The following is a 13494-nucleotide window of genomic DNA, read 5'->3' as shown; positions in this document are numbered from 1 at the left end:
GGTTCACCGATGATCACCGAACTCGCACCCGCGACCACCCCGCCTCCCGAGCCGGCCCCGCCGCGCGACCACTCCAAGCGTGACTTCCGGCTACTCTGGTTCGGGCAGGGCGTGTCCACGATCGGCAGTGAGATCACCGAGATCGCGCTGCCGTTCACCGCCCTGGTCTTCCTGGGGGCGTCGGCCACCGAGATCGGCATCCTCAGCGGCCTGAAGGATCTGGCCGGGCTGGTGCTGACCCTGTTCGCCGGCGTCCTGGTCGACCGGATGCGCCGCCGCCGCCTGATGATCGCGGCCGACCTGGGCCGCTTCCTCGCGCTCGGCATCATTCCGCTACTGGCGCTCGGCGGCATCCTCTCGATGCCGATCCTGTACGTCGCCGCCTTCGTGGTCGGCTGCCTGACCGTCGTGTTCAACCTGGCGTACCCGGCGTTCGTGGGGTCCCTGCTGGAGAACGACCGGCTGATCAACGCGAACAGCAAGCTGGAGGGCACCCAGCAGATCGCCGGTGTCGTCGGCCCCGGTCTCGGCGGCATTCTGGTGCAGGCGCTGCGCGCCCCGTTCGCGATCGCGGTGGACGCGCTCAGCTTCCTGCTGTCCGCGCTGAGCCTCAGCGCGATGCGGCACCGCGAGTCCGAGGACGACCTGATCCGCGGCGAGACCGGCGGGGTCCGCGGTGTCTTCCGGGACATCAAGGAGGGCCTGGTCGCCACCTTCGGGAACCCGCACCTGCGCGCCCTGGCCGCCGAGGCCGCGACGTTCAACCTCTTCTCCCAGATCGTCATGGTGCTGTTCCTGGTGTACGCCAGCCGCGACGTCGGCCTCAGCGCCGGTGTCATCGGGGTGGTCTTCGCCGTCGGCAGCGTCGGCGGCACCCTCGGCGCCCTGGTCACCGGCAAGCTGGTGGACCGGATCGGGGTCGGCCCGGCGCTGGTCTGGTCGACCGCGCTGACCGTCGCCCCGATGGTGGCCCTGCCGTTCATCAGCGGGCCGAAGCCGGTGCAGGCCGTGCTCTTCGGCGTGGTCTACCTGATCGTCGGACTCGGCATCGTGATCTCCGCGATCACCAGCATCACGATGCGCCAGACCATCACGCCGAGCCGGATGCGCGGCCGGGTCAACGCCAGCTTCCGGTTCGTCACCATCGGCGTGATCCCGATCGGCGCGGTCGGCGCCGGCCTGCTCGGCGACTGGATCGGCCTGCACAACGCCCTGTACATCTCGGCCGTCGGCACGCCGCTGGCGCTGCTGTGGCTGATCTTCTCGCCCGTGCCCAAGGTCCGCACCCTGGACGAGATCACTCCGGAGGAGAACCGATGACCGCCGCGATCAGCGACCCGGCCGCCAACGTCGGAGGCTGCGACCACGGGTACGCCCTGACGCCGTGCCTGTGGGGCGTCGAGCCGGAGCCGTACGTCGAAGCGCTGGACCGTCACGTCACGCTGGACGGCGCCCGCGCGCTCGACGCCGGCTGCGGCGAGGGCCGCAACACCGTCTTTCTGGCCCGGGCCGGCGCGACCGTGGACGCGGTCGACATCTCCGAGCTGGCCCTGGAGCACGCCCGCCGGCTCTGGCCGGACGAGCCGCGGATCACCTGGGGGACGGCGGACGTCTCGCTGGCCGTCCCGGGCGGCGGGTACGACGTCGTGGTCTGCGACAGCGTGCTGCACTGGAACTCCAGCCTGGACCAGGCCCGGCGCACCGTCCGGAATCTCCAGGTGGCGACCCGGCCGGGCGGGGTGCACGTGCTCTGCTCGTTCAACGACCGCGCGCAGCAGTTGGACCGGCACGTCAATCCGCCCCGGCTGCTGCCCGCGCACCAGGAGTACCTGCGCATGTACGCCGGCTGGGAACTGCTGCGGGTCGAGGACATCACGATCATCTCGTCGCACGCGGACGTGCCGGAGCCGCACACGCATTCGGTCACCAAGATCCTGGCCGCCCGGCCCCGGTGAGGACGAGGAGGACGTCATGCTCGACTCCCCGACGGTCGCCGCCGGGCCGGTGCCCCTCTCGTACGCCCAGGAGCAGCTCTGGTTCATCGAGAACCTGTCCCCGGCGGCGCGGCTGTACAACGAGCTGTGGCAGCTTCGGCTGGACGGCGACCTCGACGTCGGCCTGCTCGGCCGGGCGCTGGACGCGGTGGCGGAGCGGCACGAGTCGCTGCGTGCCACGTTCCCGACCGAGAACGGCGCGCCGGTGTGCCGGTACCTGACATTCCTGTCGCTGGCCACCGGCCCGGCGCACGACCTGGGCCACCTGCCGGAGGACGAGCGCCGGCCGGCGGCCGAGCGGATCGCCCGCGAGTTCGCCGACCGCCCGTACGACATCGCCGCCGGGCCGCTGACCCGCAGCATGCTGCTACGCCTCGGCGCGCGCGAGCACCTGCTCCTCATCGGGTGCCACCACCTGGTCGCCGACGGGCAGTCGTTGACGCTCATCCGCACCGAGCTGGACGAGCTGATGACGGCCGAGCTGACCGGCCGACCGCCGGCGCTGCCACCACCGGCCGCCCGGTTCGCCGACCACGTGGCGCGGCAGCGGGCGGCGCAGGCCGGCGGGGAGCGCAGCGAGGGGCAGGCGTACTGGCGGGATCGGCTGTTCGGCGCCCCCGCACTGCTCGACCTGCACAAGGGACGGCTCCGGCCCGCGGTGAAGTCCGAGCACGGCGAACGTGCGCGGTTCGACCTGGCTCCGGCCTCCGCCCGCGGTCTGCTCGACTTCGCGATGCGGGAGAGCAGCACCCCGGCCTGCGTGCTGATCGCGGCGTTCGCGGCGGTGGCGCACCGGCACACCGGGGACGACGACCTGATCATCGGCACCGCCGGCGCGGGAAGGAGCCCGGGCGGCTTCGACGACGTGGTCGGGTTCTTCGCCAACACCCTGCCGCTGCGACTGCGTCCGCACCCGGCCTCGTCGTTCCGCAGCCTGCTCGCCGAGACCACGGACGCGGTGCTGGACGCGCTGGAGTTCGAGGAGGTGCCGTTCACCAGCATGGTCGAGGGCCTCACCGGCCGGGACCCGAGCATCCCGCCGCTGGTGCAGGTGATGGTCACCCAGTCGCCGAAGGTGGCCGACGGCGTGCCGTTCGGCCCGGTGCGGGCCACCGAGGAGCAGATTCCGCGCGGCCGTGCCCGCTTCGACCTGCTGATCGAGGCCGAGGTCGGCCCGGGCGACGTGACCCTGTGGGTGGAGTACGACGACGCGCTGTTCGAGGCGGCGTACGTGCGTACCCTGATCCGGCACCTGGAAGCGGTGCTGCGTGCCGGGTGCGCGGACCCGGCGCTCGAACTGGGCCGGTTGCCGATGCTGGGTGCGGGGGAGCGGTCCTGCTCGGAGCGGGAGGTGCTGATCGGCGACTGCGTGGCCCCCGACTTCGCGCTGGGTCGGCTGCACCGCGTCGGACAGGGCGGGCGCATCGACGACGTGCTCGTCCCGCCGGGCCCGGACACCGGCCGGGTCGGGTACCGGCGGCCGGGTGGTGTCGTGGTCGACCTGGGCCCGGCGGACCGGTTCCCGGTCATCGGCGGTATCACCGTGCCGCTGGACGAGGCGGCCGCGCTGCCGCCGGACGCCGTCCCGCGGTACGCCTCCGCCGCCGTCCGGCGGCCGGGTGCCGAGCCGGACGGCGGCGACCCGCCCGGCCTCGACATGGTCCGGCCGGCGCTGCTCACACTGTGGCGCCGGGAGCTCGGCAACCCCGGGTACGGCCCGCACGACGACGTGTTCGAGCACGGCGGCCACTCGATGATGGTGGCCCGGCTGGCCCTGTTGGCCCGGGACGAACTGGGCCTCGAAGCACCGATCCGGGCGATCTTCGAACACCCCACCGTGGACGGTCTGGCCCGGTTGATCTGCCGGGGGCAGCCGGACGCCGTGCAGGCGCTGCAACTGCTGGCCGGGCTCAGCGGCGACGAGCTGGACGCCCTGCTGCCGGCCGCCGCCGAACCGGCCGCCGCCGATCCCGGCCCCGCCCCGCTGACCGGGGCGCAACGGCAGATCTGGGTGATGGAGCAGCTCGCCCCCGGCGGGTCGACGTACAACGTCCCGCTGGAGTTCGACCTGACCGGCACGCTCGATCCGGAGGCGCTCGCGGCGGCGTTCGCCGCGGTGACCGCGCGGCACGACGCGCTGCGGTGCCGGTACGAGTGGACCGCGGATGGCCCGGTGCAGCAGGTCGTGCCCGGCGCCGGCCCGGAGTTGGAGGTGCATGACCTCACCGGCCTCGGCGAGCAGCGGGCCCTGGCGGCCGCCGACCGGATGGCCCGCGAGCAGGCGGCGTCCGGGTTCGACCTGCGCACCGAGCCCTCGGTCCGGGCCCAGTTGGTGCTGGCCGGGCCGACCCGGGCCCGGCTGCTGGTGGTGTTCCACCACATCGGCGTGGACGAGGTCGGCCTGTACACGTTCCGGCGGGATCTGGTGGCCGCGTACCGGGCGGCCCGGAATGGCCGGCCGGCCGCGCTGCCGGCGCCCGCGCTGACCTGGACCGAGTACGCCCGGTGGGAGCACGACTGGCTGGCCGGCCCGGCCGGGGACCGCCAGCGCGACTACTGGGCCGCTGCGCTGCGCGGCGTGCCGGAGCTGCGGCTGCGCACCGACCTGGTGGCGCCGGAGGGCCTGAGCTTCGCCGGTGGCCACTACGACCGGGTGCCGTCGGTGCCGCTGATGAGCGCGGTCAGGATGCTCGGCGCGGAGCTGTCGGCCACGCCGTTCATGGTGTTCGCGGCGGCGTGCGCGGTGCTGCTGTCCCGGCTGTCCGGGCAGCGGGAGTTCGTGGTCGGGGCGCCGGCCGAGAACCGGCAGCGCGCCGACGCGCGGGACCTCGTCGGGTGCTTGGTCAACGTGCTGGCGCTGCGGGTCCGGGTTCCGTCCGGGGCCACGTTCGCGGAGGTCGTCGCCGGAGTCCGGGAGGTGACCATCGACGCGTACGACAACCAGGGCCTGCCGCTGCCGGAGGTGGTCCGGCTGCTCGGCGTGCGGCGCGAGGCGAACCGGCTGCCGCTGGTCCAGGTCACCGTGGCCTGGCAGGACGGCGACGACATCAACCTGGACCTGCCGGACTGCGCGTCGACCTGGCGGTACGTCTCCAGCGGCGCGTCCCGCTACGACATCTCGTACACCGCCGTGCGGCGCGGGGACGAGCTGGAGCTGGGCGCTGAGTACAACACCGCGCGCTGGCACGCCGAGTCGATCGATGTCCAGCTCGCCACGCTGGAGCGGATCCTCGTCGGCGCCGCCGCTGCCCCGGCCACCGCGGTAGCAGAGCTCGGCTGACAGCGCACAGGACGGGGCGGTCATCCACAGTGGATGACCGCCCCTCTTTCCCGCGTCAGACGTCGACCCGGTCGAAGACCGCCCGCACCTGGCGGCACGCCTCCAGCAGCTCGGCCACCCGGCCCGGCGGGTACATCTGGTCACCGTCGCCCGGCCGGTAGAGCCGCTCCGGGCGCAGGAACGACTCCAGCAGGATGCCGTCGGCGCCGAACGCGAAGGCGGCCAGCGCGGCCGGCGCGATCGCGTGCCGGCGTCCGGTGCTGTGGCTCGGGTCGAAGACGACCGGCAGGTCGCACCGCTGCCGGACGGCCAGGATGGCGCCGAAGTCGGGCTGGAAGGCCAGCGAGTCGTCGAAGGTCGCCACCCCGCGGGCGCACAGCACGATCGCCCGGTTGCCGCGGCTGAACACGAACTCGGCGGCGCGCAGCCAGTCCGACACCGACGAGCGCAGCCCGCGCATGAGCAGCACCGGCCGGTCGATGGTGCCCAGTTCGGCCAGCAGCGCCCGGTTGGACATGTTGCGGGTGTCCACCTGCAGGCAGTCGGCCACCTCGGCGACGACCTGCACGTCCCGCGGGTCCAGCACCTCGGTCACCACCGGCAGGCCCACCTCGGCCCGGATCGCCGCCAGGTCGGCCAGCCCGCCGCGCCCCTTGCCCTGGAAGTGGTACGGGCTCGAGCGCGGTTTGAACAGTCCCATCCGCAGCGCCCGGGCGCCCTGGGCGCGCAGCACGTGCGCCGTCTCCAGGGTGTCCGGCACCGACTCCAGGGCGCACGGCCCGGCGGCGCACCACACGTCGCCGTCGCCGACCACGCCCCGGCCGATCCGCACCTGGTCGGGCGCCACCCGGCTCTCCCGGCCGACGAGCCAGTACCCGCGGTCGGTGGTGCTGTGCTCGGCGAGCACCACCTCGGCGGTGGCCGCGTCGAGCGCGGGCACCCGCGACTCGTCGCCGCTCACCACGACGAAGGTGCGGCCGGCCAGGCCGACGGCCCAGGCGGCGACGTCCGGGCAGGCCCGGAGCCGGCCGACCAGCCGTTCGATCACGGAGCCCGGCGTTCCGGGCATCATCTCGTAGAGCACGGTGTCAGGCGCGCAGGCGCCCGGCCAGGGTGGCCGGGGTGGGGTTCTGGAAGATCACGCGCAGCGGCACTCGCTTGCCGAGCAGCGCCCGCAGGCGCTGGGCCAGCCGCGCTCCGGTCAGCGAGTCCCCGCCGAGGTGGAAGAAGTTGTCCTCGGCGCCCACGCCGGTGCGGCCGAGCACCTCGCCGAAGGCGTCCGCGATCCCGGCCTCGAGCGCGTCCCGTGGTTCCCGGTGCTCCCCGCAGCGGGCCATCGACACCCAGTCGGGCGAGGGTAGGGAGGCGCGGTCCACCTTGCCGTTCGGAGTCAGCGGCATCCGGTCCAGGAAGGTCACGGCCGCCGGGACCAGGTAGGCAGGGAGCCGTTCGGCGAGGTACGCGACGATCCGGGCCGCGTCCGGGCGGGGGTCCGCGACGACGTACCCGACGAGCCGCCGGTCGGTGTCCTCGGTCCCGCCCTCGACCGCGACCACCGCGGCGTCCCGGATCCCGGGCAGCTTCAGCAACTCGGCCTCGATCTCGGCCGGCGACACCCGGAACCCGCGGATCTTGATGTCCCGGTCGGTGCGGCCGTGGTGCTCCAGATGCCCGTCCGGGCGCATCCGGCCGAGGTCGCCGGTGCGGTACAACCGGGTGCCGGGCCGCCCGTACGGGTTGGGCACGAACCGGTCCGCGGTCAGGCCGGCCGCGCCGAGGTAGCCGCGGGCCAACTCCGGGCTGTCGACGCAGATCTCGCCGATCGCACCGGCCGGCACGGCGCGCAGCGCGGCGTCCAGCAGGTGCAGGCGCACGTCCGGCCAGGGCCGCCCGACCGGGGGCAGCCCGGCCCGGTCGGCGGCGGTGGCGGTGCGGTTGGTGAGCCGGCCGTCCCACGGGACCAGGCTGCTGGTGACCCCGTTCGCCTCGGCCGAGCCGCACGAGACGGCCACCTCGAACGGCAGCGCGGCGGACGCCCAGCGGCGCACGGTGTCACTGCCGATGGTGACCAGCCGCAGATCGCTGTCGGTCGGCCAGTCCAGGTTGACCATCAGCTCGGCCAGCGGCATCGGCAGGAACGCCTTGGTGACGGCGTACCGCAGCAGCCAGTCGCGCAGGTCCTCCACGTCGGCGACGATGCCGGCGGGCGCGGCGTGCACGCTGGCGCCGGCCGCCAGGTACGGCCAGATCTCGCCGACCACGGCCGAGGAGCCGGGCGGGGAGATCCACGCGGCCCGGTCGTCGGCGGTGATCCGGTGCCCGGCCTGGTGGGTGGCGACGCTGTGCGCGACCGAGCGGTGCAGCACGCCCACCCGTTTGGGCTCGCCGGTCGACCCCGAGGTGTGCACCAGGTACGCGAGGTTGTCCAGGTGCACCGGCACGTTGAGGTCGTCGGGCGCCTGCCGGTCGATCTCCGGTCGGTCGGTGTCGAGTAGCACGGCGGGCAACTCGGGCAGCCGGCGGCGCAGGTACTCCAGGGTGAGTAGCAGCCGCGGCCGGGTCGCGGCGGCCACGGTGCGCAGCCGCTGGTCGGGATGTCCCGGGTCGAGCAGCACCGCGGCGCCGCCGGACTTCAGTACGGCCAGGAAGCCGACCAGCATCTCCAGCGAGCGCTCCATCAGCAGGGCGACCGGCTGCTCCGTACGCACACCGGCGGCGCGCAGGGTGCGGGCCAGCCGGTTGGCCCGGGCGTTGAGGTCGCGGTAGGTCAGCCGCTCGCGGCCGGCGGTAGCGGCCAGCGCGTGCGGGGTGCGCTTGGCCCGTGCCTCGATGAGGCGGTGCACCAAAGTGGTGCCGTCGGCGGGCGGCTCGGCGGACTCCGGGGCGGCCAGGGCGGGCCGGGGGAGTTGAGTGGTGGTCATCCGACGGTCTCCTTTTCTGAGTCGGCGACGAGGCCGGTGACGAACAGGTCGAGCAACGGCGCCGGGGCGTCGAGGAAGGTGTGGTGGCCGCCGTCGAGCAGGGCCCGACGGGCCGGGGTGCCGTACCGTTCCCATCCCTCCGTTCGCCACGGCTCGACCTCGACGTCGCCGGTCCAGGCGATCGCGGTCAACGGAGCGTCCAGCACGGTCCGGGTGTCCGGCCGGTAGCGCCGGTTCACCGCCACGTCGGTGGTGAGCACGTCCAGGCACAGCTCCACCAGGTCGGGCACCGGGGTGCCACCGGTGCGCCGCATCAGCTCGACGACCTCGGTCCGCAGCGCGTCCCGGTCCATGCCGAGGAACCGGCCGTACGGGCCCTCGTCCGGCGCGACCTGGGATGACACGAAGACGTGGGCGGGGCGTGGCGCGCCGGTGCGCTGCAGCTCCACCGCGGTCTGGTACGCGAGCAGTGCCGACCCGCAATGCCCGAAGAACCCGTACGGGCGGTCCAGCTCGGGCCGCAGCGCGGCGGCCACCGCCCCGGCCAGCTCCTCGTACGTCTCCGGAACGGGCTCCCGCATCCGGTTCTCCCGGCCGGGTAGCTGCACCGGGCACAGCTCGATCCCGCCGACGAAACGGGGCCAGGACCGGTACATGCTGGCGCCGCACCCGCTGTAGGGCAGGCAGAACAGCAGTGCCGCGGACTCGGACAGGGGCGCGCGGGTGAGCCACTTGGCTGTCACGACACCACCTCCCGCAGCCGGGCGGTGATGGTGAGGTGCTTGTACCCGGCGATGAAGTTGGAGACCAGCCGCTGCGGCTCGCCCGTCACCTTGTACGACTCGATCCGGTCGAACAGTTCGGCGAACAGCACTCGCAGGGTGGCCCGGGCAACGGTGTGCCCGATGCAGTAGTGCGGCCCGGCGCCGAAGGCGATGTGCCGGTTCGGTTTGCGGCGCACGTCGAACCGGTGCGGCCGGTCGAAGACGCGCTCGTCCCGGTTGGCCGATCCGAGCCAGGCCACCACCGGGTCGCCGGCCCCGATCCGCACCCCGGCGATCTCGGTGTCCCGAGTGGCGTGCCGCATGAAGTGGTTGGCCGGGGAGACCCAGCGCAGTGCTTCCTCGATGCCGGACGCGAGCAGGTCCGGGCGGCGGGCCCAGTCCCGATAGCCGCCGCTGCGGTCGAGTTCGGCGAGCGCGCCGACCGGGACGTGCGGGGTGGTGGTGTTGGCGCCGAGGATCAGGCTGTAGCAGTTGGACACGATCTCGCTCGACCCGAGCGGCCGGCCGTCCACCTCGGTGCCGACGAGCCGGCTGATCAGGTCCTCGCCCGGGGCCCGGCGGCGATCGTGCAGCATGTCCTGGAAGTACGCGAACAGTTCCCGGTGCGCCTCCCGGAGGGTCTCGCCGGGCCCGCCGGGCAGCGCGTACTCGGGATCGTCCGGCGCGATGGCCATCGTGGTGAGCCGGGTCAGCCGGGGCCAGTCGGCGCGTGGCACAGCCATCAGCGTGCCGGTCACGGCCATCGGCAGGTCGGTGAGCAAGGCGGCCACGTCGACCGGGGTGTCGTCGGTGATCGCGGCGAGCAACTGCCGGATCTCCGCCCGGATCATGCCGTCGTGGGTCTCCAGTGACCGCTTGGTCATGGCGCGCTGCAGCCGGTCGCGCATCTGGGAGTGCCGGGGCGGGTCGGTTACCGCGATCTGCCGACCACCGGCCGGATCGCCGCGTCCGAGCAGGGTCAGCAGCGATCCCTCCTCGGAGGTGAACAGGTCGTGCCGGCGCAGCACGTGGTCGACGTCGGCGTACCGGGTCACCGACCAGAAGCCGAGATCCGGGCCGGCCTGCTGCCAGTGGACCGGGTCGTGCTCGCGCAGGGCCTGCCAGATCGGGTGCGGGTCCCGGTGGGCGTACAGGCCGGGGTCGATCAGATCGAGGCTCGCGGCGGCGTCGAAGCCGAACGGGCAGCGGCCGGTGGCGGGAACGGCGGTCGCGGTCATGCCGCCACCGCCAGGGTGTCCCGAAGCTCGTCGACGACCGTCGCGAGCCGGCGGATGGTCGCGTCGCGGTACAGCGTGCGGGCCGGGACCCGGACCGCGAACCGGCGGTGCAGTTCGCCGACCAGTTCGGCGGCGAGCAGCGAGTGCCCGCCGAGCTCGAAGAAGTCGTCGTCCACGCCGATCGGCTCGACCTGGAGGGCGCGGCCCCACACCTCGGCGAGCTCGGCCTCGGTGGCCGTGGACGGCGGGTGGTAGTCGCCCTCCACGGTGCGGGGCGCCCGGTCCGCGGCGGGCAGCCGGGAGCGGTCCACCTTGCCGTTGGCGGTGAGCGGCATCCGGTCCAGCGGCAGCACGGCGGCCGGGATCATGTACTCGGGCAGCTCGGTGCGCAGGTCGCGGCGGATGGCGGCGGCGGTCTCCGGCCCGGCGGCGCCGGCCAGCACGACGTACCCGACCAGCCGGGTGCCGGTCAGCGGGTCGACCTGCGCGATCACGGCCGCGTCGGCCACCTCCGGGCGGCGGCGCAGGGTCCGCTCGATCTCGCCCGGCTCGACCCGGAAGCCACGGATCTTGACCTGTTGGTCGGCCCGGCCGAGGTACTCGATCGCGCCGTCGGCACGGACCCGGACCCGGTCGCCGGTGTCGTACATCCGGTCACCGGGGGCGCCCCACGGGTCGGGCCGGAACTTCTCGGCGGTGAGGCCGGGGCGGCCCAGGTACCCGCGGGCCAGGCCGCGGCCGGTGGCCCACAACCGCCCCTCGATGCCCGGCCGCACCGGGCGTAGCTCGTCGTCCAGGACCCGTACGCCGGTCCCGTCGATCGGGCGCCCGATCGGGGTGGTCCCGGTGGCCGGGGCGGTCGTGCTGGTCCAGCAGGTGGTGAAGGTGGTGTTCTCGGTCGGGCCGTACCCGTTGGTGAAGGTGAGCCCGGGCACCGCGTCCAGGACCTGGGCGATCTGCCGTGGCGCGACCACGTCTCCGCCGGCCAGCAGGTGCCGGACGCCGCGCAGGGCGCCGGGGGAGGTGCGGGCGAGCTGATGGAAGATCCCGGCGGTCAGCCACAGCACCGTGACACCCTCGGCCGCGACCGTCGCGGCGATGCTCGCCGAGGTGACCGGGCCGGGCGGATGCAGGGCGAGCCGCCCGCCGGTCGTCAGCGGCGCCCAGATCTCCAGGGTGGACGCGTCGAACGCGACGGGGGACGCCTGCAGGAACACGTCGTCCGGTCCGAAGCTCGCCCAGCGGGTGTCGTGCACCAGCCGGACGACCGCGTCGTGCGGCACGGCGACGCCCTTGGGGCGGCCGGTGGATCCGGAGGTGTAGCTGACATACGCCAGCGTGCCGGGCGCGATCGGCACCGGGACGGCGGGGCCGGCGGCGGGGCCGGTCAGGGGTAGTACCGGCACCGCCGGGTCGCCGGGCGGCGTGTGCCCGGGCCCGGTCAGGATCGCGGCCGGTGCGGCGTCGCCGAGGATCCAGGCCAGCCGCTCGGCGGGCGCGGACGGGTCGGCCACGAGATATCCCGCGCCGGCCTTGAGGATGCCGAGCAGCGCGGCGATCAGGTCGGGGGAGCGATCGGCGAGCACCGCGACGACGTCGTCGGCCCGGGTGCCGGCCGCGGTCAGCCGGGACGCGACGGCGTCGGAGGCCCGGTCCAGGTCGCGGTAGGTGAGCGAATGGTCGCCGGCGCTGACCGCAGTGGCGTCCGGCTGGGCCTGAACCTGGCGGACGACGAGATCCACGATGCGCGGCGGAAAAGAGTGGGTCACGGCTCTTCCTCCGGGGTACGGGCCACGCGGGACGGCGGCCGTCTAGTGCCTTGACTGTAGTTATGCTTACTGGGGTTGACAATGGAGCCGCGAGAATTAACTCTAGTTAACACCCAGGACCGACGGAAGGAGACGACATGACGGCCCCGGAGAACGACGAGCAGTTCACCGTCGTCCGCAACGAGGAGGAGCAGTACTCCGTCTGGTGGAGCGACCGGACGCTGCCGGCGGGATGGTTCGACGCCGGCTTCACCGGCACCCGCCAGGAATGCCTGGACCACATCGATCGGGTGTGGACCGATATGCGGCCGGCGAGCCTGCGCCGGTTCATGACCGCGAACCAGGCGGCATGACCGGGGCCGAACCCGCTGCCGCGGTCACCTGGGAGCAGGTGCTCGCCTTCCGCCTCGGGCGGCACCTGCTCGCCGGGGAGCCCGGCGATGCGGGACACACCGTCACCGGCGTCGCGTCCCGGCTCTGCGGCCTGCACGCGCAGATCGCCTCCTGCGCCGAACTCGCGGTCACGGTCCGGTCGGACAAGCTCGGACCGGGCGACGTGGCCGCCGCGGTGACCGACCGCGCGCTGGTGAAGACCTGGGCCATGCGCGGCACGCTGCACCTGCTGCCGGCCGCGGAAATGCCACTGTGGACCGCGGCCGGCCGGCTGCGGCGCGGGCACCTGACCCCGTCGTGGCTGCGCTACCAGGGCGTCACCCGGGACGAGCTGGACGCGATCCAGGCGGCGATCCCGGAGGTGCTGTCCGGCGCCGAGCTGACCCGCGAGGAACTGGCCGTCGCGGTGTCCGACCGGATCGGCCGACCCGAGATGGCCGAGCGGCTGCGCTCCGGATGGGGTGACCTGTTCAAGCCGTCCGCGTACCGCGGCGACCTGTGCTTCGGCAGCGGACGAGGGCGCAACGTCACCTTCGTCAACCCCCGGGACTGGGTGGACGCCGACTGGGACTCGATCGCCCCGGACGCCGCCCTGGCGGAGGTGGTCCGCCGGTTCGTGGCCGCGTACGGACCGGTGGCCCGGGAGGACTTCGCCCGCTGGTGGGGCTGCCAGCCGGCCGAGGCCGGACGGGCGATGGCCGCGCTCGGCGACGAGCTCACCCCGGTCGACGTGGCAGGGCATCGCGGCTTCGTCCGCGCCGCCGACCTGGCGGAGCTGACGACCGCCGCGCTGCCCTGCGGACCGCACGCCCGGCTGCTCCCCGGCTTCGACCCGTACGTGGTGGCCGCCTGCCCCCGCAACCACGAGGCGCTCCTGCCGCCGGAGCGCAAGGAGGAGATCTACCGGCCGCAGGGCTGGATCTCGGCGGTGCTGCTCGACCGTGGGCGCATCTGCGGGGTCTGGAGGCACGAGCAGAGCCGTGCCGCGGTGACCCTGTCGCTGCAGGGCTTCGGCACGGTCGCGGCCCGTACCCGCAAAGCCTTTGGCGCCCGCGCCGAGTCCCTGGCCCGCGCCCTCGGCGGCACCGCCCGGATCGTCTGGGCCGACGCCTGAACCCACCGACCGCAGGAGACC

At 74.0% G+C, this 13494-nt stretch carries 10 protein-coding genes; 5 read left to right on the top strand and 5 right to left on the bottom strand.

The annotated features are described in order from the left end of the window. The first annotated feature begins 9 nt into the window (after positions 1–9). From Pma05_RS02850 to Pma05_RS02840, 3 genes are read left to right on the top strand one after another with little or no spacing between them, the layout of a single operon-like run. Positions 10–1320, top strand: coding sequence for an MFS transporter (locus Pma05_RS02850; RefSeq protein WP_203855664.1), 1311 nt, complete (start codon positions 10–12; stop codon positions 1318–1320). Next, entirely contained in the window at positions 1317–1955 is a 639-nt protein-coding gene (locus Pma05_RS02845; RefSeq protein WP_203855663.1) for a class I SAM-dependent methyltransferase, read from the top strand. Before Pma05_RS02850 ends, Pma05_RS02845 begins: the two co-directional genes overlap by 4 nt. 16 nt (positions 1956–1971) lie before the next feature. Then, complete coding sequence (locus Pma05_RS02840) at positions 1972–5274, top strand: condensation domain-containing protein (protein ID WP_203855662.1); 3303 nt, start codon at positions 1972–1974, stop codon at positions 5272–5274. Between the two features lie 55 nt (positions 5275–5329). On the opposite strand, the gene Pma05_RS02835 is transcribed toward Pma05_RS02840, so the two are convergent. Genes Pma05_RS02835 through Pma05_RS02815 form a run of 5 tightly spaced genes read right to left on the bottom strand, consistent with a single transcriptional unit; the run spans position 5330 to position 11966 of the window. Continuing rightward, positions 5330–6346: a hypothetical protein gene (locus Pma05_RS02835; protein ID WP_203855661.1), complete on the bottom strand. Its 1017-nt coding sequence runs from the start codon at positions 6344–6346 to the stop codon at positions 5330–5332. 16 nt (positions 6347–6362) lie between these two features. Continuing rightward, positions 6363–8195 (bottom strand): non-ribosomal peptide synthetase, encoded by a 1833-nt coding sequence (locus Pma05_RS02830; protein ID WP_203855660.1) that lies wholly within the window; start codon positions 8193–8195, stop codon positions 6363–6365. Then, positions 8192–8938 (bottom strand): thioesterase II family protein, encoded by a 747-nt coding sequence (locus Pma05_RS02825; protein WP_203855659.1) that lies wholly within the window; start codon positions 8936–8938, stop codon positions 8192–8194. Before Pma05_RS02825 ends, Pma05_RS02830 begins: the two co-directional genes overlap by 4 nt. Continuing rightward, complete coding sequence (locus tag Pma05_RS02820; RefSeq protein ID WP_203855658.1) at positions 8935–10197, bottom strand: cytochrome P450; 1263 nt, start codon at positions 10195–10197, stop codon at positions 8935–8937. Before Pma05_RS02820 ends, Pma05_RS02825 begins: the two co-directional genes overlap by 4 nt. Next, positions 10194–11966 carry a non-ribosomal peptide synthetase gene (locus Pma05_RS02815; protein ID WP_203855657.1) on the bottom strand — a complete coding sequence of 591 codons (1773 nt, stop codon included), beginning with the start codon at positions 11964–11966 and terminating at the stop codon, positions 10194–10196. The genes Pma05_RS02820 and Pma05_RS02815 overlap by 4 nt, the downstream gene beginning before the upstream one ends. Positions 11967–12103: 137 nt before the next feature. On the opposite strand from Pma05_RS02815, the gene Pma05_RS02810 reads away from it, so the two are divergent. Together Pma05_RS02810 and Pma05_RS02805 are read left to right on the top strand one after the other, a co-directional pair. Continuing rightward, positions 12104–12319: an MbtH family protein gene (locus Pma05_RS02810; RefSeq protein ID WP_203855656.1), complete on the top strand. Its 216-nt coding sequence runs from the start codon at positions 12104–12106 to the stop codon at positions 12317–12319. After that, a complete protein-coding gene (locus Pma05_RS02805) occupies positions 12316–13473 on the top strand; it encodes a winged helix DNA-binding domain-containing protein (RefSeq protein WP_203855655.1) in 1158 nt (385 codons plus the stop codon). The genes Pma05_RS02810 and Pma05_RS02805 overlap by 4 nt, the downstream gene beginning before the upstream one ends. Positions 13474–13494: the final 21 nt, after the last annotated feature.

The organism is Plantactinospora mayteni, assembly GCF_016862935.1.
In the GTDB taxonomy this organism is placed as follows: Bacteria; Actinomycetota; Actinomycetes; order Mycobacteriales; family Micromonosporaceae; genus Plantactinospora; species Plantactinospora mayteni.
Note: the sequence above shows the minus strand (reverse complement) of the source record. Positions and strands in the feature narration are given on the sequence as shown.

Coding starts and splice junctions, on each gene's coding strand:
- Pma05_RS02840 (WP_203855662.1), top strand. CDS start 1,972: ATGCTCGACTCCCCGACGGTCGCCGCCGGGCCGGTGCCCCTCTCGTAC.
- Pma05_RS02830 (WP_203855660.1), bottom strand. CDS start 8,195: ATGACCACCACTCAACTCCCCCGGCCCGCCCTGGCCGCCCCGGAGTCC.
- Pma05_RS02845 (WP_203855663.1), top strand. CDS start 1,317: ATGACCGCCGCGATCAGCGACCCGGCCGCCAACGTCGGAGGCTGCGAC.
- Pma05_RS02805 (WP_203855655.1), top strand. CDS start 12,316: ATGACCGGGGCCGAACCCGCTGCCGCGGTCACCTGGGAGCAGGTGCTC.
- Pma05_RS02835 (WP_203855661.1), bottom strand. CDS start 6,346: ATGATGCCCGGAACGCCGGGCTCCGTGATCGAACGGCTGGTCGGCCGG.
- Pma05_RS02810 (WP_203855656.1), top strand. CDS start 12,104: ATGACGGCCCCGGAGAACGACGAGCAGTTCACCGTCGTCCGCAACGAG.
- Pma05_RS02820 (WP_203855658.1), bottom strand. CDS start 10,197: ATGACCGCGACCGCCGTTCCCGCCACCGGCCGCTGCCCGTTCGGCTTC.
- Pma05_RS02850 (WP_203855664.1), top strand. CDS start 10: ATGATCACCGAACTCGCACCCGCGACCACCCCGCCTCCCGAGCCGGCC.